Origin of the sequence: Campylobacter sp. US25a (assembly GCF_004379075.1) — a bacterium.
Lineage (GTDB): Bacteria > Campylobacterota > Campylobacteria > Campylobacterales > Campylobacteraceae > Campylobacter_D > Campylobacter_D jejuni.
In genome coordinates, this window is record NZ_RYYM01000006.1 from 49,757 (window position 1) to 73,116 (window position 23,360).

A 23,360-nucleotide genomic window follows, 5' to 3' on the forward strand; every position below is an offset into this window, starting at 1 on the left:
TTATTCCTTGATTAAACTAAACCACTCTTTTAAAATTTGAATATTATTAAGCCCATTTTCTCTTTCAATATGCCACATTATACCAAAAATATTTTCATACTTATGTTTAAAAGCTTCTATAGTATTATCTTTTGCTAAGCAAAGTTCTACAAGATCTTCACCTAATTTTTCAATAGCAAAATTATGAAAAGAATTACTTATAAATTTTTCTTTTGAGAAAAATACTTCATGTTTGCCTATATGATTTTCACAAGGACTTATATGGCTGTTAAAATAATGAGCTATCATCTGAGCTCCTCTGCAAATTCCTAAAAGTGGTATTTTTTCTTTTAAACAAATTTCTATAACTTGCTTTTCGTATAAATCTCTCTTTTTAGATAAAACATTAGGACTATAAAAACTTAAATCATTACCACCGCTTAATATCACAGCTTTTATTAGATGTTTATAATGAGAAAAATCTATTTCATAGCTAAGAGGAAGAGGAGTAAAATTTTTAAATAAATCTTTATTAAATAATTTCCCCCAATCCAAAGCCAAACATTCTCTTTCTTCATGATAACTTTCGTTGCAAATAAGCCTTTGAGTAATACCTATAAACAAAATATTTGCTCACTTTCACATTCTATATTTATTTTTTTAGCTTTTAAATATTTTTCAAAATTTTCTTCTCCAACTCCTATAACAGCAGGCATTCCAAGTTCTGAAGCACGGATAGCCATATGTGAATTAGCACCCCCATAACATGTAATCAGTCCTGCTATATTTTTTGTAAATAAATAATCATATCCAGGATCTGCTGCATAAATTAAAACAATCTTTCCTTCTAAATCTTTATCATTTTCCTTCGCCGTAAATGCAGTAATGCTCTTTTGTGTAATAAAATTTGGAATAATACTATGATTATAAAAAGAAAAAATTTCATCGGCATTGCAAAGTAAAGAAGGAAGTTTTATAGCTTGTGTAAGTTCATATTCTTTTTTATTGCGATTAATTTCTTCTACAAACTGCTCTTTTGGATTTATAGAATAAAGACTAGAATAAAGATTTAAAATACTTTTTATATCAAGATGAGCCAAATCTTCTTTTTCAATACCATAATATTTGCCTAATTCTTCTATATAAACTATAGCTTTAGAAAGCAATCTAGTGAATTCAAATTTAACGAGCTCTCTACCTTCAATAGCCTGCTTTAAAAAATCAAAAAATTCACAAGCATTAATTTCTAGTCCATGTTCTTTAACTAAAGCATTTAAAGCTTTTGTCTTTTCTTCTGAAAAAACAAAAGCTTTATCTTGTAAATAAACTTTACTATCTTTTTGATCTACATCAAAATAAAGTTCAAAATCTTCATCATATCTTGGAGATAAAATATTATAAGTTCCTGCTCTTAAGTGTCCAAAATCTTTCAAAAATTGATCTTTGGTGTGAAAATTAAGATGGTTTGTTTGTTTGCTTAAATTTTTACTCACTGTATTGAGCGAATTTAAAAAATCATCTTTTTCCTCTTTAGTTATAAAATCAATCTCAACTAAAGAATTTAAAAGTTGCATTGCTACAAATGCAGCCCTAGCCACCCCCGCAAAAGGCAAGGTCCCATAACGCTTGCATTCTTCAATAAGCCAATAAATTTTATCAATTAAAGAAAAATTAGAATTAATAATGCTATCGTATCTTTCTTTTAGCTTATAAACTTTTTGTATGTCTTTTAAATAAAGCCCTGATCTAGGATTAATAATCTTATTTGTAAGTTCTAATAATGAAAATTCTAATCTTTTGATTTCATTTTCATTAAAACCATGATTTAAAAGTTCTTCTAATTTTTTAGAACTATTAAAATCATAGCAAGAATAAACAATATTAAATTCGATCTTATCATGCAATTCATGATTTTTATCAAGTTTATCTAAATAAAAATTAACAAGTTTTTGCGCAATATTTTCATCTAATTTTTTTGGTATAAAAGAATTAAAAGATAATCTTACATCCACATAAGGAATGCCTAAAAAAGAATGGATTAAAGGATGGGATCTTAAATCTCTATAACCATAATTATCTCTTTGATACGCCCAGATATTATCCGTAATGATTTCTTTATATAAACTAAAAGCTAAACGCTTAGGCCTTAACCCTATGATTTCAGCTGGATTCCAATCAGGCATTACCCCAAAAATGGCTTTATCTCCCAAAACTCTAGATCTTGATTCTTTTAAAGACTCAAAACGTTTATAAAATCTATATAAAGCTTCTTTTGGTAAAGAATGAAATAAATTATTTTTTTCATACATAACCAAAGGACGCACTTGCAAGCAAAAAAGTTCTTCCTCATCATCTTGAATAGCAAATGCAAATTCAACATCTAAAAAACAACAGTCATATAAAACTTCTAATTCTTTTATAAGTTCTATAATTTTTTGAAGTCTAATATCTTTAAATTCTAAATAATCTCTGTAATGATAGTAAGTTTTTGCACTCTTACTGCTTCCATCTGTAATAGAGCTATTTGAACCATTTTCATCATACTGAAGACAAAAATAAGGGGAAAAATTATCCTTATCAACACTAAAACCAACACCACAAAGAGTAATGTTTTCAAGCATAGGTTGAACTAAAATTTCATCGCTTTTTGATGGCATAGAATTGGCAACTTTATATAAAGCTTTTAACAACTCATCTTTAGAATCGGCTTTAATATTTGCCAAAGAAAGAAAAGCACCTGCATTGGAGTTTTTCATACTATCTTCACTTAAAGAAGAACTTCTTATAATGAGTCTATTAGTCTTTAAAGTTTGAATATCCTGTAAAACTTTATCTTCATTTGATATTAATTCTTCAAGCGAAGTTAAAACCAAAGGTAGAACTTTTGCTTTTTTTAATTTTGTTTGTAAATTTTTTAAATTTTGTGCTTTGGTTTTAAAATTTAACTCCGCCATGTTTTTCCTTAGTTTTATATTTTTTTAGCACTCCAACAACGAGTGGTATATTTTATGCTAAATTCCTTAGGAAGTCTTTGTGAAATTTTATCACTAATTTTATTAAAAAGTTCATTTCCTTCATCAGTCTCCAAATCCCAGTAAGGATTTTTAACACTTTTCCATGCATTAATATAATTTTCAATGCTTTGATGAAAATAAAAATCCTCTTCAATATAAACAATATTATCAAAAAGATCCTTTCGACTCTCTATAATTGGTCTTTGATCTTCTCTTCTTGTTCCCCTTGTATAATTTGGTACAAATTCTACAATAGTATCTTCAGCTATTTTTTGTACAGGATCGTTTAAATCCCTGTGATTCCACATACAAGAAAAATATCCCTCTGATTTTAATAAGCGATGCGCCTCTTCTAAGGCTTCATTTCTATCCATTACATTAAAACTGCTACCAAAAGTCACCCAATCAAATTCATTATTTTGAAGTGTTGAGTTTAAGCCTGTTGCCCTAACCCAATCAATCTTCTCACCTTTGGTTCTTTCTATCCCAATCTCACGCATCGCATCATTTGGTTCTACAGATACTACCTTACATCCTCTTTCTAAAAGCATAATGCTTAAATTTCCAGTTCCTGCACCGATATCAGCCACCTTGATATCTTTTTTTCCAATAAGACTAATTAGCATATCTATAGTTTTTGGAGCATAATTTGGTCTATAGCTATAAAATTTAGCATGCTTGGTATAATCCCACACTTGTTCTACTAGTTTTTGCATTTTGTTTCCTTTTTTCATCTTTGACAAGCTGATGAAAAAAAGGAAATATTTTATGCTTTTCTAGCTGTCCATGCTCTTATTTTATAAGGAATCTCTATACTTTGCATATGGGAAATTTTAGCTTCTATCATCTCTAAAATTTCCTTCCATCTTTTTTCACCTGCTTGTGCTTGTATATCATTTACAGAATGCCAAGCTCCAAGATAACGCTCTTTATCCCAAAACTCTTTATAGTCGCACTCCATAAAAAAGCAGTCTGTGAAATCTCCTGTTGAAACAAGAATTTCTTCCCATTTTTTAACATTTTGAGTGCCACTGCTTACACGAGCAAGCTCTGGAACAATATGTTTAATCTCCTTTTCGATTTCATCAAAAACCGAACCCTCTACAATGTGGCGAGGATTCCAAATCGCAGTGAAATACCCCCCCCCTTGTCAATATACGATTAAATTCTGGGAGAGATTTTTTAGGATCTGTCCAATGAAAAGAACTAGCCATGATGACCCAATCAGCTTGATTATTGCTCATGCAGGTTTCTTCACCACTTCCTTTGTGCCAAGAAATATTTGATAAATTTTGTGTAAATTTTTGCCCTTCTTTACGCATATTATCATTTGGCTCCACAGCACTAATTTGGCATCCAAACATTTCTCCCAGCATCTTAGTAAGTTTTCCAGTTCCAGCTCCTACTTCAACAATATTTAAATCTTTTAAATTTTTATTTTTATCATTGATACAAGATACAAGTTTTTCAAGTAAAAATGGACTATAAGCAGGTCTATTATGATAATGCTTTGCAACCTCTGTAAAATCTCCTTGTTTCATATTAATTCCTTTCTCTAATTTTAAACACAATTATATCTTTTTTTATTAATTTACAAATCTTTTGTCGGCGGAAAAATAAAATTTCCATTTGGAAAAATAAAACTTCCATAAAAGTGGAAATTTTATTTTTCTACAAACCTTAAACTTAAAATATAACTTTATTAAAATAAAACTAACAAAAAATTCGTTTATGATGTTCATCTTCTTTAACAATAGTTTTCATATTCAAATAATGCTTTACTATATATTTTGGAATGTTAAAGTCGTAATCAGAGTGCGGCTTTAAATCAAAACGATTAAAAGTTTGTAATTTTTATAATATTCCCTACTGTTAAAAAAACTATGTTCTACTATATTAAAAATTGATGTATCTTCATAAAAATTTGGCGGATAATATATATCTATACTTTCATCATCTTTTAAAAAAGTAAGTATTATATAAAGCTTCATTCAACTCATCACTCCTATGCATTGTTTGCATAGGAAAATAGCTTCCTTCTGGTATTTCATTAAAAAGAAGTCGATATAGTAGCGATAAGCTCTTAAACTTAATTTGCTTTTTATTTGAACGGGGTCCGAAAATTCGTGCAAATATCTCTTCCTAGATCGTATATATTTTTTAAAATATTCAGGAAGTTCACTTTGTCATTTTAAATATTTGAATATTTGCTCATAAACCTCTTTTAACAATCCAATATCATCACAATCTTTAACTGTATATGCCAATATTTTTTCATACTTGTTAAGCTTTAAAAAATCATTCCAAGTTACTGGAAAACATTTGTATAAAAATTCTTTTCTAGCAATCTCTTCATAATTAATTTGGCTAGTTTGAATTAATCCAGCTGTACAAGTTAATTCAACCTCAACATCTTTATTCTCTGGAGTTTTTATGGTAAAAATTTCGCGTGAGGTTATTTGAAATTTATTAAGTTCCAAGTCCTTATTTTGCTCTTTTTCTTTTTTAAAATTTTCATCAATTTTCTGCATTTTTTACCTATGCTCTTCGTTGATTTTTTGCATTTCCTGCTTATATTCATTCCAAATTTCTTTTAGCGGCTTATTTGGTGTTCCTTTTATTTTTCTATATAAATAATTACATAAAAGATTATTAATATTAGCAACACAATATTCACTTTAATTCCTTTAAATTATATAATAAAACGCAAAACTTTGCCTTGTATAATCAGCTCAACTTGCGAGTCTTTTAAGTCCAAACTATAGCTTGTATAATCCTTATTTACACTAATAATATCTAAAACTTTACTTATTGGATCTAATTGCAAAAGTTTAACCATTAATTGGTTATCAAAATTTAAAATATACAATCCATCTCCTTGATACTTATGCGTTTCTTCAAAAACAACCCAGCTATCAGGTAAAAGCATTGGAACCATAGAATAACCATCAACTTTAATAGCTTTCACATTTTTAGGCGTTGTTTTAAAAAAGGCTTTACTAAGCTCAAGCATTTCACCTGTTTCATATCCTTCGAGCCCAATTAACTCATTGTCACCACTGGTAGAAGCGGAAACATTAAGTTTTGGTATTGAATAAAAATTAGCATCTCGCTGCAAGTTGTTAAAAAATATCAAAGGTAAATTTATGCTTTCTTATAATGATTGTGAGCTTATAAGAAAGCTTTATAAAGATTTTAATTTTAAGGAGTTGAAAGTAAGGTATTCTTTAAATAATAATGTTTTAAAAAGAAAAGAAAGCAAAGAGCTTTTGTTTAAAAGCTAAGAGAGTAAAAATGCTCTCTTTAATATTTAATTTTGTAAAAAATATGGTAAAGTACCTTTAAAATTAAAAGTAATTTAAGGATTTATTATAGAAAACAATTACACCAATTCTGATATTATTGCTATTGCAAATTCTTATTTAACCCATGCGACTGCAATTGTTACTATTGCTACTTTATTGACAGCTATTGTTGCCATAGGACTTACTATGTACTATAATCGAGATAGAAAAAAATTATTAAAAGAAGCAATTGATGTATTTTTGGATAAAATTATAGAAGATGAGGAATTACGCAATGATTTTATAAATAAAATTTTAAAAAATAGTGAATTTATGGAAGAATTTGAAAAAATGGTAGATTTATATAATAAATGATAAAATATCTATGTTAACAGATATCGAACAAGAAAAATCAACAAGAATAGGAGGTTTGGAATGACTTATAAAGAAATAAAAGATAAAACCCCTTATGAGATTTTAGATTTATTAGAAATGAAAGAACCGCCATTCAATCCGTTTGAAATTGCTCAAAAGTTAGGTATAAATGTAGTTAGAAATCTTGAATTTGATAAAATTGACACTGAGGGTCAAATTAGTATAGATGTAAAAGGTAAGCTTGTTATCTGGATAAATCCACTTAAAAATGAAAATAGACAGCGTTTTACATTGGCACATGAATTGGGGTATTTAACCAATGATATTTTACCTATTTAAAGCAAAGACGCTAAAAATTCTAAAGCTTCTTTGCTAAAATCTTTATTGCTTTCTTCTAGATACTCTTTATCTAAAATAGCTTCGTATTTTAATAAAAGTAAAATCGCTCCAAAATTATTATGAGTAATAGCATAAAATATAGGTTTATCTCCTATACATTCTTTAGTAGCACTCATGCAATTTTTAAGATATTCTAAAACAAGTTCGTTGTTATGATTGCAAATTGCGTTTATAAATCTTTTGCTAACACCATGTCTTATGTCTGCTGATACTCTATCCATCTTTATATCCTTTTGTATTGATGAGACAAGATTAGCTTGACTTAGCTTATTGTGTGTGCTGTTACATCTTAGAAAGTTCTCCAATTACCACACCAATTAGCAAAAAATCTCCATTTTTATAAAATATATCTTCATATAAAGGATTTAAAGAGTGTAAAATCACTCCATCATCTTGTTTTAAAACTTGTTTTATAAAAAGTCCATCTCTAGTATTAATCACACAAATGCTTTTATTCTTAAAAGTTTTATTTCTATCTATTACACAAATACTTCCATCTTTTATAAATGGCTCCATGCTTTCTCCATAGCAAGTGATAAACTCACATTCTTTACTACCAATTGATCTTTGGGAGAGCTTCCGTAAAAGAAATAATTTATACTTATATTTCTTTCTTGTAAAAAATTGAGTATTTGTGGATAAGGAATGGGGTTTCTAAACTTCATTCTTTAGCTATATTTTTTGTTTTTAAATATCTTTTACCTTCACTAGCAAGTATGTCTTTTAATTTTTCGATTACTTCTTGCATTTGCATTTTAAATCCTTTAATTTTAATTTCAAAGAATTTAAACATAAAATTACAAAAAGTAATTAAAATATTTTATTTTGAAAAGTTGATTTTTTAAGTTAAAATTATAAGTTTATAAATAAAAATATACTTAATTTTGCATTAGAAATCAAAGTGAAAAAATAAGACTTTGATTTTACAAAGCAACTTTAAAAATTTGATTAAATAAAAAATTTAATATATAATTCTAATGAAATTTAATTACATATTAAAGGGATTTTAATGAAAATATTAAAAAAATAAATACTTTATTATATTTCTATGTATAATTGGGTTTTTGATAGCAGTGTATTTATGTTTTGTATTTATTAGTGATTTAGAAAGTAGAATTAAAGCTATTATATCTATTGTTTCTGCTTATGTGGTTTCAGGCTCATTGGTGCTAAATGCTTATTCTATTTTTGAAAAAAAAAGAGCAGATAAATTTAATTTAACAATGCAGTTATTATCCAAATGGGATGAAAAACATTTTATAGAGGCAAGAGATTATACAAGAGAGCAACAAAATATAAAATACGAAAAAGGAGATGAAGAAATATTAAAAAAAATTAAAGATAAAAACAATCCAGAATTAGAAAGATCAATTATAATGATGATGAATTATTTTGAAATACTTCAAACTTTTTTTGAAAACAATAAGATAGATGAAAATATTATAATGGAACATTTTGCACATATGATAAAAAACATCATAGGGAGATATGATTGTTATTTAAATAGCGATGATTTCAAAAAAAATAATCCCTTGGGACTCAAAAAACTTATGGCATTGAAAAATAGATGCGATATCTATATACAAAAACATAAATAAAAATAATTTTTAAATAAATTAAAGTAATCTTAGTCTATTATAAGCTTACAAAAACCAACTAAATGTTTAAGTTTTATATGTAACTATCCTCCAAACCTTAAAGCTATAGATAGTTACATACTATTTTTATATAAAAAGTGGTTAAAGTATGATTATATAGTGTTTTATAGGGATAGTTACATGGTTAAGAAAACATAAGAATACTTTAAGTAAAAATGTAACTATCTTATAGGGTTAAAAACATTTTTGGGATATAAAATTAAAATCAAAACTCGTATTTATCTGCCTTTTAAACAGCATTTAATCACTTTTTTTGGGACAAAACGGATATTTTGGGATATTTGGGATTTTTTACACTTTAAATTAGGAAAGATAAAAAGTTATTTTTATGAGCTTTAAAATCCTATTATTTGGTGGTTTTGCTAAAATTATTTAGGGATAGTTACATGTTCTTTTTAAAATACCCCTTACATCTTTTCCCTGAATATTGTCATCTAACTCTTGACGCATTTTTCAAATTCTTTATAGTATGTCCAAGAGTTAATTATATTGGGAAATTTTTGCTTTAAATGATTTAGATCATTTTCAAAAATATTAAAAAAAGTGTGAATAAGTGATTTATTTTTTATAAAATAATCTATCACATCTTTTTCTTTCATCATTTTTGATTCTGTTTCATCTATAGTTATTTTAATTTGATATAAAAAATCATATAAATAATGTTTAATTGTTGAAAATAAAAGATTGTTTTGTTCCAGTTGTTTAAAATCATTTTTATCAATATATATACCCATATCATTACATAGGTCGTTTTTTATAATTTCTTGTATTATGTCTATTTTTTCATGATTGATATGTTTTCTGTCTAAAATTATGGGAATGCTAGAAGTTTTATCAATATTGAAATTTTTATTATTTTTAGGAGTATTAAGATAAAAGGTGTTATTAATATCTTTAGAATTTGCATAGAGTGTGATAGGAAAAAGATAGCGAATATAACCTCTAAATTCTTTAATTTTAAATAAATCTAATTTATCTTTATGGGGGGGGGTAAAATTAAAATTTATAGCAAGTAAATTCATAGTATCGAAGGCCTTTGATTGGCGGATTTCTTCCATATCAAGATAGTATACTTTGTCTTTGTTAAAATATTTTAATAAATAAGAGATGATAAAAACTTCTTGTTGTAGTTTGTTTATATCGATTTTAATTTTATGATTTTGATGAGTAAGATAGTCAATATAATAACGCCAATCATAAGTTAGATTAAATTCAGAGGGATAGTTTCTTAAAACTTTACTCCAATCTCTTCCCCAGTTATGCTTTAAAATTCCTATTGGATCGCGAACTCCGCAAATAATTTTAGAGTTAAAATCCAATAAAGATAGATATTTATCAAAATAAGGTAGATTAATTTCTGATATATTAATAGCATATTGAGTAATCGTATTGTCATTTAGACACATGTAATTAAGACAATATCTTTCTTTGGCATCAGGTGGTAAAACCCAGGAGGCAAAACAAGTTACATCGCAACATTGATTAAGATATCTTAAAAATGCTGCTGCTCCAACGCCATGTGGAGAAATATAGATAAATTTATAGTGTTTGGGTAGGGGTAAATTTAAATCCCAAGCTAATTCTGCACAATGTCGACTAGCATCTATTTCTATAAAATTAGGATTGATTAAAGGTGGATAAGGATGTTTTATTGATAAATATCTATTCTTAAATTCGCTAGAATTGAGCCAAGTGCAAATTGTTTCAATATTTTCCAAAACAAAGGTAAAAAATTTTTCATTATTCGAATTTTTTAAAGCTTGTAAAAGAATTTGGGCTAGGGTTGGAGTTAGGTTATTTTTTATATAGAGTAAAAGATTTTGCATGCTTTTTTCTTTATTCTTTTTCTTTTAGAGCTGTTAAGATGTAGGAAATTTTATTGTCAAGTTCTGTCATATAAGTATTATCAATTATTAAATTAGATTTTGGTTCATCAAAATCAATATCCATTCCCACAACATTTGAAATTTCACCTTTTAAGTTTTTGCTATATAAGTTTTTTTTATCACGTTTTTTTAGTTCTTCAAAATCGCATTTTATGTAAATTTCAAAGTAATTTTTTAAAGTTTTTTTATTGTATTCGTAAATTTCATTCCACATGGAAATAGCGCTTACGATAACTAGCATATTTTGAGAACTGAGAAAATGTGCAAATTTAGAACGCTTTATTGACATATCAATACGACTTTGTTTATCATATCCATAATGCTCTAAAAGATCTCTCAGTTCATCGCCATCAAGATAAATAATATTATTGTATTTTTCTTTTAATTTTTTGTATAATGCTTCTGCAATATAACTTTTGCCACTTCCTGCTAGTCCTGTAATCCAAATAACTCCACCATTTTTAAAAAAATCCATAGATAACCTCCTTTTTTTGTTTAGTATAAATGTGAAAATTTTTCCTATATTATCAAAAATAAACTTTAATTAAAGCAATAAAAAGTTAAAATTTGATATTAAAATTTTTCAAAGAGTGAAGTTATGGAGTATAAAAGATTTAAAACCAGACAAATCAAAGTAGGAGATGTTTTAATAGGCGGTGATGCACCCATTTCAGTTCAATCTATGCTTTTTACTAAGACAAGAAATATAGAAGGTTCTTTAGAGCAAATCAATCGTCTTTATTTTGCAGGAGCAAATATAGTGCGTTTGGCGTGCTTGGATATGGCCGATGCAAGGGCTTTAAAAGAGATTAAAGCTAAAAGTCCTTTGCCTTTAATCGTAGATATTCATTTTAATCATAATTTGGCTGTATATTGTGCTGAATTTATCGATGGAGTGCGTATAAATCCTGGCAATATAGGCTCTAAAGAAAATATCAAAGAAGTGGTAAAAGCATGTAAAGAACGGGGTATCCCTATACGTATCGGTGTAAATCACGGCTCCATAGAAAAACAATTTAGCGATAAATTTGGCTATGGTGTCGATGCTATGCTAGAAAGTGCGATGTATAATATCAAGCTTTTAGAGGATTTAGACTTTTTTGATATTAAAATTTCCATGAAGACTTCAGATGCTCAAAAAACTATAGAAGCTTATGAGAGATTAAGACCGCTTTGTGATTATCCTTTTCACTTAGGGGTAACTGAAGCAGGAACTAAATTTCATAGCACCGTAAAAAGTTCTATAGCTTTAGGAAATTTACTTCTTAAAGGTATAGGCGATACTATGCGTGTTTCTATGACGGGTGAGCTTGAAGAAGAAATTCGTGTAGCAAGAGCGATTTTGCAAGATAGTGGAGTGCAAAAAAGCGGAGTAAATATCATCTCATGTCCAACTTGCGGTAGGATTCAAAGTGATTTGTTAAGCGCGATTAAAATCGTAGAAGAAAAAACCAAGCATATAAAAGAACCTTTAAATATCAGTGTCATGGGTTGTGTAGTAAATGCTTTAGGTGAAGCTAAGGGCGCTGATGTGGCTATAGCCTTTGGGAAAAATCAAGGACTTGTTATAAGACATGGTGAAGTTGTAGCTAAATTAAAAGAAAGTGAACTTGTAGATAGATTTTTAGCTGAAGTTGAAGATGAGGTTAAAAGTAGGGCTGTAAAAGAATAAAAGCCAAGAAGCAAGGTTTAACCTTGCTTTTAGAATGGCCATATCGCTTCTATAACTTTGCTACCCCAAGGTTTTCTTGTGCTTCTATCCACTTCACCTTCTGTTTTATAAAGAATTTTAGCATCTGCTATATATTTACTATCTATAGTATTGTCTTGACCGATGTCATAAGGACGAATAACACCGCTTAATTGTATGATTTGTTTTTCCCCGTTGATTAAAAGCTCTCTTGAGCCTTCGATAAAATAATTACCATTTGATAAAATTTTAATTACACGCGTTGAAATTGTAGTATTGAAACTTTCATTTCTGCTTTGTGAGCCTGTTCCTGTGTAGTTGTTTGAACTATTGGTTTGAAAGCCTATATTAGAATAAGCATTGACTTTATTAAGAGCATTAGCTACCACTCCTGAACTTCCTGTTAAAGCACCTCCGCCTAAATTTGAGGTATTAGTTCTACTTGTTGCTTTATTGGCTTGTGTACTTTGAGTGGTGCTTTCTTGTATAACAACTGTAACTAAATCATTTACATTCATAGCTTTTTTATCTGAAAATAAAGGATTATCCCCTTTGCCAAAAAGCGATCCTGGCGCACTTTCTATATTATTACTTTGTTTTGGTGCAAGTTCTTCTACATAAGCAGGTGGTTTCATTGAAATTTGTGGATCAACCGTTGCAGAACAACCAAAAAATGCAAACGGTAACACATAAAATAAAACTTTTTTCATTTTCGTCCTTTAAAATATAAATTTTTTATTTTTCTTTTGTTAAAATTAGAAAAAGCAAAGAGTGTTCCACATTTATAAATTTAAGGAGAAAATGATGGCAAATCTTTATTTGATGAGATCTAGAAGTGATGAGTTAAATACTATTATTAGTACAAATTTGCTTAAAAATTATAGCAAAATTTACAAAAATATCGCAATTTATTGCCCTGTAATATACATACATCGCGTCCCTGTTTTGCAAGGTTGGTTGGAAGAATTTAATATCAATCAAACCGTAAAAAGCGCTTATGGTTTTACCTTTAGAGAGGCAATGGAGGAATTTAGCAAAGATCCTCATAATTTTTTTAATGTTATTTTAGAAGAATACGAAGAGTTAAAACGCAAATACGATTTTGTGCTTGTAAATAGCTTTTGCGAATTTGGAATACTTGATGGATTTGATCTTAGTATAAAATTGGCTAAAAATCTTAATACCCCTATCGCTGCTATTATTAACGATGAAGATAAACTTATAGCTCAAAAATATTTCGATCATGCCCTAGATGGTCGTAATTATGTTTTGATTAATGAAAAATTTAATTTTGAAGAAGTGCAAAAGCTTGAAGAGTATGATTTTATAACTCCGCATCGTTTTAAATATGAATTGATTAAACAAAGCGTAAAAAATAAAAAAACTGTTGTTTTGCCAGAAAGTAATGATGAGAGAATTTTAAAAGCTGCTGAAATTTTATTAAAAAGTAAAGTTGTTGATCTTATTTTATTGGGTGATGAGGAAAAAATCAAACAAGATGCTGCTAGATTAAGTCTTGATTTAAGCACTATAAAAATTATAAATCCGCTCAATTCAGAATATAATCAAGAATTTACTTCCATTCTTTACGAGGCAAGAAAATCTAAAGGAATGAGTTTAGAAGAGGCTAAGATGCTAGTTCAGGATAAAACTTATTTTGGAACTTTGCTTATACATACTGGAAAAGCTGATGCTATGGTTAGTGGAGCATCAACTACTACAGCTGAAACGATTCGCCCTGCATTGCAGCTTATTAAAACCAAAGAAGGTATTAGTTCTGTTTCGGGAATTTTCTTTATGGGGCTTGAAGATCAAGTTTTAGCTTTTGCGGATTGTGCTGTAAATCCAAGTCCAACTGCTGAACAGCTTGCAACTAGTGCTTATGTAAGTGCTATGACTGCTAAGTCTTTTGGACTTGAACCAAAAATAGCTTTGCTTTCTTATTCTAGTGGCGATAGTGGTAAGGGGGAAAGCGTAGATCTTGTAAAAGAAGCATTAAAGATTGCCAAAGAAAAATACCCTGAGTTAAATATAGATGGTCCTATGCAGTTTGATTGTGCTTATGACCTAAAGACTGCAGCAAAGAAAATGCCAAATTCTAAGATAGCAGGCCATGCAAATGTATATATTTTTCCTGATCTTAATGCAGCAAATATTTGTTATAAAGCAGTTCAAAGAACCGCTAATGCTTTAGCAATCGGTCCTATTTTACAAGGTCTTAAAAAACCTGTTAATGATTTAAGTCGTGGATGTTTGGTAGATGATATTGTAGATACCGTTATTTTAAGTGCTATACAAGCTCAATAGAAAGGAATAATAAATGAAAATTTTAGTTTTAAATTCAGGTTCTTCATCGATTAAATTTAAATTTTTTGATAATAAAATCGTTAAAGCGAGTGGTTTAGTAGAGAAAATCGGAGAGCAAAATTCAAAAGTTATATTAAAAAATGTTTTAAATAATGAAAGTTTTGAAAGAGAATTAACGATAAATAATCACGAAGAAGGGCTTAGTATAGTCAATGAGCTTTTTAAAGAATCAGGAATTTTAGCGGATTTAAATGCTCTTGATGGTTGTGGTCATCGTATAGTTCATGGGGGAAGAAATTTAAGTGAGCATTGTTTAGTAGATGACTATGTTCTTAAAGAGATAGATAGGGTTAGTATTTTTGCTCCTTTGCATAATCCTGCGCATTTAGCAGGTATAAAAACAATGATTAAAGCTGCACCTAGTGTTGCAAATGTGGCTATTTTTGATACAGCTTTTCATCGTACTATGCCTGATTTTGCTTATATGTATGCTTTGCCTTATGATTTTTATGATAAGCATAATATTAGAAGATATGGTTTTCATGGGACTTCCCATGCTTATGTTAGTTCTAGAGCGGCAAAATTTCTTCAAAAAGATCAAGATGAATTAAATATTATCTCTGCTCATCTTGGAAATGGTGCAAGTGTATGTGCTATAGAAAAAGGTAAGAGTGTGGATACTTCTATGGGATTTACTCCGCTTGAAGGACTTATTATGGGAACGCGTTGTGGGGATATAGATCCTGCTATTTTACCTTTTATAAGCCATATTAAAAGTTTAACTATAGAAGAAATAGATACGCTGATGAATAAAAAAAGTGGAGTATATGGAATTTGTGGTTATAATGATTTTAGAGATATAGAAAGAGAGATAGAACAAGGTAACGATAAAGCACGTTTGGCTCTTGATATGTTTTGCTATCGTCTTGTAAAATACATAGGAGCCTACTTTGCCGTGTTGCCAAAAACCGATGCTATTATTTTTACAGGTGGTATAGGAGAAAATGATAGTTTGGTTCGACAAAAAGTATGTGAGAGATTAGCTCATCTTGGTATCGAGTTAGATTTTGAACTTAACAAACAAAGGATTTTGGGCGAAAGAATGATAAATCATGCCAATTCTAAAGTTAAAGTGCTTGTTATTCCTACAGATGAAGAATTAGAAATCGCTAGAATCACAGAAGAATTAATAAGCAATTGAAAGAGGTTTATATTTAGTAAAAATTAATTTTCTTTAGATAAAATTTTAATTAAAAAATAAAGCATGGATTATGAAAAAATTTAAAGAATTTAGCCTTCGTTTTTTATTTAAAGTATCAGAACAACCTGTTTTAGTGAAGGATTTATTAGAAGCAAATGCACTTTTTAATGACGGTATGCTTGTAGATCCTTCTAAGCTAAATTTTAATTTCAAAATTCTAAATTCTTATATTTATTTTGGTGTTTTTTGTGCTGTGGTTTTGTTACCATTGCTTTTAATTACTCATTATTTTTTAACAAAACTTGACTTTCATATAAGCATAGTGAGTGCTGTTATGGTTACTGCTTGTGTATTTATAGGATATGATATTTTTAAAGTTTATACTCGCAAAATAATCTCAAAAAAAATAATACAAAAAGCCTGGGCTTTGCATTTCCCTTATTTTGCTTATGAAAAATACTCTATAATGGCAGGTGAAATTTATAAGGAAGCCTTAAAAGAAGAAATTCCAAAAGCAAATTTAGAGCAGTATGTTTTAGATAAGATTATTCATTCTAAATAATCTAAAATTTGATTTTGGAATCGCATATTTTCAAGTCTTCTTTTTAAATCTTTATTTTCTTCGTTTAAAACGCTTTCTTCTGTTCTTAATGTAGCAATTTCTCTACTAAGATAATAAATTTGATTTCTAATATAAATTTGTGGAGCAAATAAAAATAACGCAAAACTAACAAGTAAAGCTGCAAAAAGAAGATGATTGAAATTTAGGTTTCTATCTTCTTTGGTGGCATTAGAGAAGCCTTCTAATAAAACATTTTTTGCCTTTTGAGCATCTTCATCATTTTGTTGTTTTTCTTGGGCTTGATTAGATGGTTTTGGAAGTTCTTGTTTATTTTCTTGTGGTGTTATCTTTTTTTGTAAATTTTCCAAACTTTGTTTAATATCGGGTTGTTTTTCTATAGTTTGGGAGTTTTGTATTTTAGGTTCAGTTTTTTGAATTTTTTCTATAGATTTTATAGATTCTTTTTTTTCCTTTTTATCTTGGATAGGATTTTGATCATTTTTTGTTTGAATTTTTGGTTTAGTTTGAATATTTTTTATCTCGTTTATTTTTTTTCTTCCAAATGAAAAAATTTTTTTAGTTTTTTTATTTTCTTCTTTTTTCCTTTCTTTCATTTTGGAAAAAATTTTTTTAGCAAGAGATTGCTTTTCTTCTAATTTAACATTGATCAGATCTTCTTTTAAATATATATTTGATTTTTTAGTATGTTTTGACTCATACTCTTCATCGAGTTCTTCTAAGAATTTATTAGGAGTCTTTTTTTTAAAACGACGTCTTAAAATGTCATCGCTAGAAATTTCATTTCTTAAGTCATCATCAAGCGGTTTGCCTTGATTTATGGCGCGAGAAAATTTCAGCATTTTTTGGCGTATGTTTTGGCGTTCTTTTATAAAATCATCTTCTAGCATTATTTATTATCCAAATTATTAAAATAAAAAGCCCGCATTTTAGCGCAACTAGAGCGAGAATTTTTTAAAAGTTCTTCCTTGCTTGCACTTATGGCTTTTTTGGTTATTATTTGCCCTAGGCTATGATTATTTCCACATTCGCAACGCATTATTTTTTCATGACAAATGCAGTTTTTTGACCATTTTTTGAAAAAATTTTTTACTATTCTATCTTCTAAAGAATGAAAACTAATGATTGCTAAAATGCAATTTTTTGGTTTTAAATTTTCTAAATGCTCAAGAAAATCTTTAAGCACCTTAAGTTCTTGATTTACTTCTATTCTAATGGCTTGAAATGCTAAAGTAGCTTTGGAAATTTTTCTATGATTTTGCTTGCCTTTTCCTATGATTTGATAAAGTTCTTTGGCGCTTTTGATTGGATTTTTACTTCTTTCTAGGCAAATTTTTTCAGCAATAAAATGTGCATCGTGCAATTCTCCATAATCTTTAAAAATGGAAGTTAATTGCTCTTTTGTATAAGTATTAATAATCTCATAAGCTGATATTTTGGAGTTTTGATTCATTCTCATATCCAAAAAGTCAGAATTTACACTAAAACCTCTTTCGTTACTATCAAGTTGAAATGAAGAAACTCCAATGTCTGCTAAAATACCTCTTAATTCTTCTTTATGTGAAATTTTTTCTAAAACTTCACTAAAATTACTTTGTATAAAAGTTATCCTATTGTGAAAATCTTTAAGACGTTTTTTAGAAAATTCTAAAGCTTGTTGATCTTGATCGCAAGCAATGATTTCAAGATCAGGATGATTTTTAAGCAAAGCTTCACTGTGTCCGCCAAATCCTAAAGTGCAGTCTAAAAAATAACCTGTTTTAAGATTTTTAAAAATCTCTTGAACTTCATTAAGTAAAACTGGGATATGAGGAATTTCCAAAATCAATCCTAATAAATTTTTATAAACTATAATTATAACTAAATTTCATTGTAAAAATCATAAAATTTAAAGAACAAATATTTTTTTGGTAAAAATTCTATAATTAAACTCCACTTAAACACTTCTACGATACAATATCTAGTTTAAATTTAATCAAGGAATGATATGCTTACTTGGATGCAACATCACAAAAAATATCTTGTTGTTACTATATGGGTTAGTACTATAGCTTTTGTTGGCGCCGGCTTTTTAGGTTGGGGTGCTTATGATTTTAATCTCAATAGAAGTTCGAGTGTTGCAACTGTAGGAAATGAAAAGATAGGTTTTAGCGAATTTGATACTAGATATAGACAGATTTTAAGTTATTATAATCAAATTAGCAATGGTGCTTTAACTCCAGAAAATGCTGAGCAACTAGGCATTAAAAATATAGCTTTAAGTTCTCTTGTTGAAGATAAGCTTTTGTTAAATTTTGCTAAAGATTTGGGTATTGGCATAAACGAGAATGAAATTTTACAAAAACTTGCAAATACTAGAGAATTTCAAGATTCTACAGGGGATTTTAACAAAACAATTTATTATGAACTTTTAAATGCCAATAATTTAACTCCAAAAGATTATGAAACACAACTTGCAAATGAAGTAATTACCGATAAACTTAATCAAATTTTTAATATTCCTAGCAAAGATGAGGAATTAAAAATGTTAGCTTCTAGTTATTTTATGCAAGATGCTTTAAGTATTGCAAAAATTGATTATGACAAAAAAAATATTAAGATTAATGAAGAGGATTTAAAAAAGCTTTGGAATGAACATAAAGAAGATTATAAAACTAAAAAAATATATGAAATTTCAACTTATTTTTTGCCAGTTAGCAATGAGAAAATTGACGACAAAGAATTAGAAAAATTTTACAATCAAGATGAAAATAAACTAAAATATAAAGATTTTGCAGGTAAAGTGATGGATTTTCAGTCTGCTAAAAATGAAGTTGCTAAAGATTACGCCTTAATGCAACTAAAGAATGTGGCTAATGCTAAATTTTTAGATTTAAAAAATGGGAAAGATAATTTTCAAAAAGATCAAAATATTAGTGAATCTGATGTTTATTATCCAATTGATCTTTTGAATAAAGCTAAAAATGGAGATGTTTTACGACCAGCACCTTATAATAACGGATATATCATAGTTAAACTAAATAAAGTAGATCCTATAAGAAATAAAACTTTTGAAGAAGCTAGAGAAGAAGTTTTACCTATGTATTTAAGCGAACAAGCTAGAAAAAATTTAGAAGAAAAAGCCAAAAATAGTTTAGTAAATTTTAAAGGCGATGATATAGGCTTTGTAAGTCGAGATAGTTCTCGCGAGAGTGTAAAGCTTAGTGATAAGATATTAAATGATTCTGAATTTGCTTATTTTTTAATGAATGTATTTAATGCTGATCAAAATAGTTCTTATGTGGTCATTAACGACAATAAAGCAATATTATATAAAATAAATAAACAAAAATTAGATATGAACTCCGATAAATTTAAACAATACAAAACTATGCTTGAGCAAAATTTGCAAAATTTAAAAGCAAATGAGCTTAAGCAAGAACTTGTTGATGAACTTAAAAAGATATATCCAATAAAAATTTATTATAAAGGGAATTGATTTTGAATATATTAGGAATTGACTTAGGCTCAACCCAGACTTGTGCCATTATTGCTCAAAAAGATGAAGATGGATTAAAAATTATTGGTTTTTCCAAGTCAAAAACCAACGGGGTTAAAAAAGGTGCCATTACCAATATAGAGCTTGCTTCTAAATCTATTGAAGAAGCTGTTAGAAGTGCTGAGATGATGAGCGGAGTTCATTATGATAAGGTTGTGGTGTCTATATCAGGTGCTTATACTAAAAGCGTTGATAGTGTAGGTGTTGTTAATATTCCAAATCATGAAATAGGCATTAAAGAAATCCATCGTGCTGTAAGTACAGCTAAGCATACTGCCAATCTACCAAGTGGTTATGAAATTATCCATGTTTTGCCTTATAATTTTAAGGTTAATGATCTTGAACATGTTGATGATCCTTTGGGAATGAGTGGCAATCGTTTAGAAGTTTCAACCCATATAGTGATTTCACAAGAATCTCATATTAAAAATCTTAAGAAAGCGGTTGAATTAGCTGATTTAAGAGTGGATAATATAGTTCTTTCAGGATATGCTTCAGCTATAGCTTGTTTAGATGATAGCGAAAAGGAATTAGGCGCTGTTTTGATTGATATGGGTGGAGCGATTTGTGATATGGTTGTTCATACTGGAAATTCAATTAGATACAATGATTGTTTGCAAATTGGCTCGATTAATATCACCCAAGATTTATCAATGGCATTGCATACACCTTTAAAAGAAGCAGAAAAAATCAAGCTTAATTATGCAGCTCTTTCGCAACAGCCTAACACCCTTATACAAATTCCTTCAATGGGCGATGAAAGAAAGGTTAATGAAGTTTCTTTGGATATTATTTCAAACGTAATTTATGCAAGAGCGGAAGAAACTTTGATGATTTTGGCAAAAATCTTAAGTGATAATCGTTATGCCAATGCTACAGGCGGTGGAGTTGTTTTAACAGGTGGAATGACTAAGTTAGCAGGTATTGATGAGCTTGCTCCTGCAACATTTGATAATCGCTCAGTTAGACTGGCTACTGCAAGAAAAGATTTGATTACTGGTTTTAGTGAAATTTTTAATGATCCTGAAAATACTTGTGCTATAGGACTTTGTTTATATGGAGCGGGGTATTTTACGCCTTATGAACTTGATTCTAATGAAAAATTAAGATATAAAGGGGAAATTGAAAATTTTAATCGTCAAATTAAACAAGATATTGTTTTGCAAAAAGATGCAGAAAGTGAAATAAAATCTGATTTTTTTGATGAAAATTTGCAAGAAAATGATACAATTGCAATACAAGAACAATTAGATTTTAAAGAGCCAAAAGAAAAAAAACCTAGCGTTTTTTCAAATATCTGGCATAAAATTATGAATCAATTTTAACAAGGAGAAATTTTTATGAGTGAATTTTTAGTAGAAGAAATGCAACATAATAAAGGTGCAAAAATTAAGGTTATAGGTTGCGGTGGCGGTGGCGGTAATATGATCAACCATATGGTTAAAATGGGATTAAATGATCTTGATTTAATTGCAGCAAATACTGATGCACAAGCTATTTCAATTTCATTAGCAAAAACTAAAATTCAACTTGGCGAGAAAAAAACTAAAGGTTTAGGCGCTGGTATGCTTCCTGAAGTAGGTGCAGAAAGTGCTAGAGAAAGTTTTGAAGAAATAAAAGCAAGTCTTAGTCAAAGTGATATTGTATTTATTGCTTCAGGTTTTGGTGGAGGTACTGGAACGGGTGCCACTCCAGTTATTGCACAAGCAGCTAAAGAGATTGGAGCTTTAACTGTTTCTGTTGTAACTATGCCTTTTGCATTCGAAGGAAAACAAAGAAAAAAACTTGCTGAAAGCGGTCTCCTTGAGCTTAAAAAAGAAAGTGATTCTATTCTTGTAATTCAAAATGAAAAATTATTGAGCATTATTGATAAAAAAGCAGGCATTAAAGATGCTTTTAGATTGGTTGATGATATTTTAGCTCGTGCTGTAAAAGGTATGGTGTCTATCTTGCTTGATAATGGAGATATTAATGTTGACTTTGCGGATGTAAGAACCATCATGAGTCATCGCGGACTCGCACTTATGGGTGTTGGTAGTGCTAGTGGTGAAAATGCTATAGAAGAGGCTCTTTCAAACGCTATAGAATCTCCTTTGCTTGATGGAATGGATATTAAAGGTGCCAAGGGAGTTATTTTACATTTTAAAACAAGTTCTAATTGCTCTTTGTTTGAAATTTCAGCAGCAGCAAATAGCATACAAGAAATTGTTGATGAAAATGCTAAGATTATTTTTGGTTCTACCACAGATGATAGCATGGAAGATAGAGTTGAAGTGACTATTATTGCGACAGGGTTTGAAGATAAAGATGCAGTAGCTAAAAAATCTACCGAAGAAGCTCAAGCTTCTAAGAAAAATCCTTATTTAAGTCTTAAAAAGGTAAGCGGTGGTTACGATGAAGAGATAATGGCGCAAATTGAAACACCGACTTTCTTGCGTCGTCAAATGGATTAAAATTGATTTTTAAAGCAAGATTGAGTCAAATCTTGCTTTTTATAGTTTAAAATTCTCTCCTAATAATCTTTCAAATATTTATTTTTCTTTGTTTTTAAAAGTTGGAACACTCTTTGCTTTTATAGCTATAAAATCTTAATTTTATAGGTGAAAATATGCAAAATGGATATTATCAAGCAACTGGTGGAATGGTAACTCAGTTTAATAAACTTGATGTGATTACTAATAATCTTGCCAATATTAATACAAGTGGATACAAAAGAGATGATGTGGTTATTGCAGATTTTAAAAGGATTTTTAAAGAAACTCAGGATGAGTTGCCTATAGAAAATCACACAAGAGATGCATCTCGTTTTGTAAATACTACAATAGATGGAATCCCGCAAGTTTCTCAAGAATATACGGATTTTAGCCTAGGTTCTTTAAAGGCCACAAACAATCCTTTGGATTTGGCAATGACTAGAGAAGATGCTTTTTATTTGGTTCAAACCAAAGATGGAGAAGTAAGATTAACTAAAGATGGAAATTTTCAACTTGATGATGAGGGTTATTTGGTAAATAAGCAAGGATACAAGGTATTAAGTAGTGATTATTTTAATAATCCTCAGAATGCTGGCATACGCATTCCTAATGGTGCTGTTCAAATTAGCGTTGATAAAAACGGAAGCATTGAGGTTGATGGAGCTCAAAATGCAAGATTATTTGTAGCACAAGTAGATGATATAAGAGCTTTGCAAAAAGATGGGGATAATGTCTATAAAATAGATGATCTAACCCGCATTAGAGATTTGGAAAACTCCAATGCTATTCGCCAAGGTTTTTCTCAGGGATCAAATGTTAATCCAGTTACTGAAATGGTAGGACTGATTGAAGCAAACAGAATGGTAGAAATGTATCAAAAAGTTATGACAGCTCATATGGATGACTTAAATCAAGAAGCTATCAATAAGCTTGCAGCTGTTAAATAATTTAAAATAAAATAAAAAAAGGATTAAA

23 protein-coding genes and 3 pseudogenes are annotated in these 23,360 nt (G+C 29.0%); 12 read left to right on the forward strand and 14 right to left on the reverse strand.

The genetic code is table 11. The features are described from left to right. From ELQ12_RS05780 to ELQ12_RS05810, 7 genes and pseudogenes are all read right to left on the reverse strand, one after another. Positions 1–603, reverse strand: coding sequence for a gamma-glutamyl-CDP-amidate hydrolase (locus tag ELQ12_RS05780; protein WP_052804305.1), 603 nt, complete (start codon positions 601–603; stop codon positions 1–3). Then, positions 594–2,933 carry a PEP-utilizing enzyme gene (locus tag ELQ12_RS05785; protein ID WP_126214747.1) on the reverse strand — a complete coding sequence of 780 codons (2,340 nt, stop codon included), beginning with the start codon at positions 2,931–2,933 and terminating at the stop codon, positions 594–596. The genes ELQ12_RS05780 and ELQ12_RS05785 overlap by 10 nt, the downstream gene beginning before the upstream one ends. Positions 2,934–2,947: 14 nt before the next feature. Beyond that, positions 2,948–3,709, reverse strand: coding sequence for a class I SAM-dependent methyltransferase (locus ELQ12_RS05790; RefSeq protein ID WP_126236815.1), 762 nt, complete (start codon positions 3,707–3,709; stop codon positions 2,948–2,950). Positions 3,710–3,759: 50 nt separating this feature from the next. Then, positions 3,760–4,534: pseudogene (locus tag ELQ12_RS05795) on the reverse strand (class I SAM-dependent methyltransferase). Between the two features lie 282 nt (positions 4,535–4,816). Continuing rightward, complete coding sequence (locus tag ELQ12_RS10375) at positions 4,817–4,984, reverse strand: hypothetical protein (protein ID WP_002877668.1); 168 nt, start codon at positions 4,982–4,984, stop codon at positions 4,817–4,819. Positions 4,985–5,179: 195 nt separating this feature from the next. Continuing rightward, positions 5,180–5,524, reverse strand: coding sequence for a hypothetical protein (locus ELQ12_RS10380; RefSeq protein ID WP_171824254.1), 345 nt, complete (start codon positions 5,522–5,524; stop codon positions 5,180–5,182). Positions 5,525–5,685: 161 nt separating this feature from the next. Beyond that, complete coding sequence (locus tag ELQ12_RS05810) at positions 5,686–6,006, reverse strand: S24 family peptidase (RefSeq protein WP_243834127.1); 321 nt, start codon at positions 6,004–6,006, stop codon at positions 5,686–5,688. Positions 6,007–6,112: 106 nt separating this feature from the next. On the opposite strand from ELQ12_RS05810, the pseudogene ELQ12_RS05815 reads away from it, so the two are divergent. The 3 genes and pseudogenes from ELQ12_RS05815 to ELQ12_RS05820 form a co-directional block, all read left to right on the forward strand. After that, positions 6,113–6,277 (forward strand): annotated as a pseudogene (locus ELQ12_RS05815) (DNA adenine methylase); the annotation flags it as partial. A gap of 207 nt (positions 6,278–6,484) precedes the next feature. Continuing rightward, positions 6,485–6,652: a hypothetical protein gene (locus ELQ12_RS10215; RefSeq protein WP_162298020.1), complete on the forward strand. Its 168-nt coding sequence runs from the start codon at positions 6,485–6,487 to the stop codon at positions 6,650–6,652. Between the two features lie 60 nt (positions 6,653–6,712). Continuing rightward, positions 6,713–6,991 carry an ImmA/IrrE family metallo-endopeptidase gene (locus ELQ12_RS05820; RefSeq protein ID WP_193551572.1) on the forward strand — a complete coding sequence of 93 codons (279 nt, stop codon included), beginning with the start codon at positions 6,713–6,715 and terminating at the stop codon, positions 6,989–6,991. Here the strand turns inward: ELQ12_RS05820 and ELQ12_RS05825 are convergent. After that, positions 6,988–7,272 (reverse strand): hypothetical protein, encoded by a 285-nt coding sequence (locus tag ELQ12_RS05825; protein ID WP_126236814.1) that lies wholly within the window; start codon positions 7,270–7,272, stop codon positions 6,988–6,990. The genes ELQ12_RS05820 and ELQ12_RS05825 overlap by 4 nt on opposite strands. Before the next feature lie 61 nt (positions 7,273–7,333). Continuing rightward, positions 7,334–7,805 (reverse strand): annotated as a pseudogene (locus ELQ12_RS05830) (S24 family peptidase). 310 nt (positions 7,806–8,115) lie between these two features. On the opposite strand from ELQ12_RS05830, the gene ELQ12_RS10385 reads away from it, so the two are divergent. Beyond that, positions 8,116–8,649 carry a hypothetical protein gene (locus ELQ12_RS10385; protein WP_193551347.1) on the forward strand — a complete coding sequence of 178 codons (534 nt, stop codon included), beginning with the start codon at positions 8,116–8,118 and terminating at the stop codon, positions 8,647–8,649. A 494-nt stretch (positions 8,650–9,143) separates the two neighbouring features. Here ELQ12_RS10385 and ELQ12_RS05850 read toward each other — a convergent pair whose 3' ends face one another. Both ELQ12_RS05850 and ELQ12_RS05855 read right to left on the reverse strand, forming a co-directional pair. Next, positions 9,144–10,535, reverse strand: coding sequence for a DUF2972 domain-containing protein (locus tag ELQ12_RS05850; RefSeq protein WP_126250770.1), 1,392 nt, complete (start codon positions 10,533–10,535; stop codon positions 9,144–9,146). 10 nt (positions 10,536–10,545) lie between these two features. Continuing rightward, on the reverse strand, positions 10,546–11,070 hold the full coding sequence (locus ELQ12_RS05855) for an adenylyl-sulfate kinase (protein ID WP_088261575.1): 525 nt from the start codon (positions 11,068–11,070) through the stop codon (positions 10,546–10,548). A 123-nt stretch (positions 11,071–11,193) separates the two neighbouring features. Here ELQ12_RS05855 and ispG point away from each other — a divergent pair, with 123 nt between their 5' ends. Then, positions 11,194–12,267, forward strand: a complete 1,074-nt coding sequence (gene ispG, locus ELQ12_RS05860; RefSeq protein WP_126214757.1) for a flavodoxin-dependent (E)-4-hydroxy-3-methylbut-2-enyl-diphosphate synthase — start codon at positions 11,194–11,196, stop codon at positions 12,265–12,267. A gap of 29 nt (positions 12,268–12,296) precedes the next feature. On the opposite strand, the gene flgH is transcribed toward ispG, so the two are convergent. Then, positions 12,297–12,995 carry a flagellar basal body L-ring protein FlgH gene (gene flgH / locus ELQ12_RS05865; protein WP_002854917.1) on the reverse strand — a complete coding sequence of 233 codons (699 nt, stop codon included), beginning with the start codon at positions 12,993–12,995 and terminating at the stop codon, positions 12,297–12,299. 91 nt (positions 12,996–13,086) lie between these two features. Here flgH and pta point away from each other — a divergent pair, with 91 nt between their 5' ends. The 3 genes from pta (at position 13,087) to ELQ12_RS05880 (ending at position 16,355) form a co-directional block, all read left to right on the forward strand. Continuing rightward, positions 13,087–14,592, forward strand: coding sequence for a phosphate acetyltransferase (gene pta, locus ELQ12_RS05870; RefSeq protein WP_074487064.1), 1,506 nt, complete (start codon positions 13,087–13,089; stop codon positions 14,590–14,592). A 13-nt stretch (positions 14,593–14,605) separates the two neighbouring features. Beyond that, positions 14,606–15,793: an acetate kinase gene (locus ELQ12_RS05875; protein WP_002871317.1), complete on the forward strand. Its 1,188-nt coding sequence runs from the start codon at positions 14,606–14,608 to the stop codon at positions 15,791–15,793. Between the two features lie 70 nt (positions 15,794–15,863). After that, positions 15,864–16,355 carry a hypothetical protein gene (locus tag ELQ12_RS05880; protein WP_002855147.1) on the forward strand — a complete coding sequence of 164 codons (492 nt, stop codon included), beginning with the start codon at positions 15,864–15,866 and terminating at the stop codon, positions 16,353–16,355. Here ELQ12_RS05880 and ELQ12_RS05885 read toward each other — a convergent pair. Together ELQ12_RS05885 and rsmH are read right to left on the reverse strand one after the other, a co-directional pair. Beyond that, complete coding sequence (locus tag ELQ12_RS05885; protein WP_052949662.1) at positions 16,343–17,263, reverse strand: hypothetical protein; 921 nt, start codon at positions 17,261–17,263, stop codon at positions 16,343–16,345. The two genes, ELQ12_RS05880 and ELQ12_RS05885, sit on opposite strands and share 13 nt — an antisense overlap. Next, on the reverse strand, positions 17,263–18,201 hold the full coding sequence (rsmH, locus tag ELQ12_RS05890) for a 16S rRNA (cytosine(1402)-N(4))-methyltransferase RsmH (RefSeq protein ID WP_079463286.1): 939 nt from the start codon (positions 18,199–18,201) through the stop codon (positions 17,263–17,265). The genes ELQ12_RS05885 and rsmH overlap by 1 nt, the downstream gene beginning before the upstream one ends. A 159-nt stretch (positions 18,202–18,360) precedes the next feature. Here rsmH and ELQ12_RS05895 point away from each other — a divergent pair, with 159 nt between their 5' ends. The 4 genes from ELQ12_RS05895 (at position 18,361) to ELQ12_RS05910 (ending at position 23,332) form a co-directional block, all read left to right on the forward strand. Continuing rightward, a complete protein-coding gene (locus ELQ12_RS05895) occupies positions 18,361–19,851 on the forward strand; it encodes a peptidylprolyl isomerase (protein WP_070243516.1) in 1,491 nt (496 codons plus the stop codon). Next, a complete protein-coding gene (ftsA, locus tag ELQ12_RS05900) occupies positions 19,848–21,236 on the forward strand; it encodes a cell division protein FtsA (protein ID WP_079728982.1) in 1,389 nt (462 codons plus the stop codon). The genes ELQ12_RS05895 and ftsA overlap by 4 nt, the downstream gene beginning before the upstream one ends. 15 nt (positions 21,237–21,251) lie before the next feature. Continuing rightward, positions 21,252–22,364, forward strand: a complete 1,113-nt coding sequence (ftsZ, locus tag ELQ12_RS05905) for a cell division protein FtsZ (protein WP_002871313.1) — start codon at positions 21,252–21,254, stop codon at positions 22,362–22,364. A 155-nt stretch (positions 22,365–22,519) separates the two neighbouring features. Beyond that, positions 22,520–23,332 carry a flagellar hook-basal body protein gene (locus ELQ12_RS05910; protein WP_002854829.1) on the forward strand — a complete coding sequence of 271 codons (813 nt, stop codon included), beginning with the start codon at positions 22,520–22,522 and terminating at the stop codon, positions 23,330–23,332. Positions 23,333–23,360: the final 28 nt, after the last annotated feature.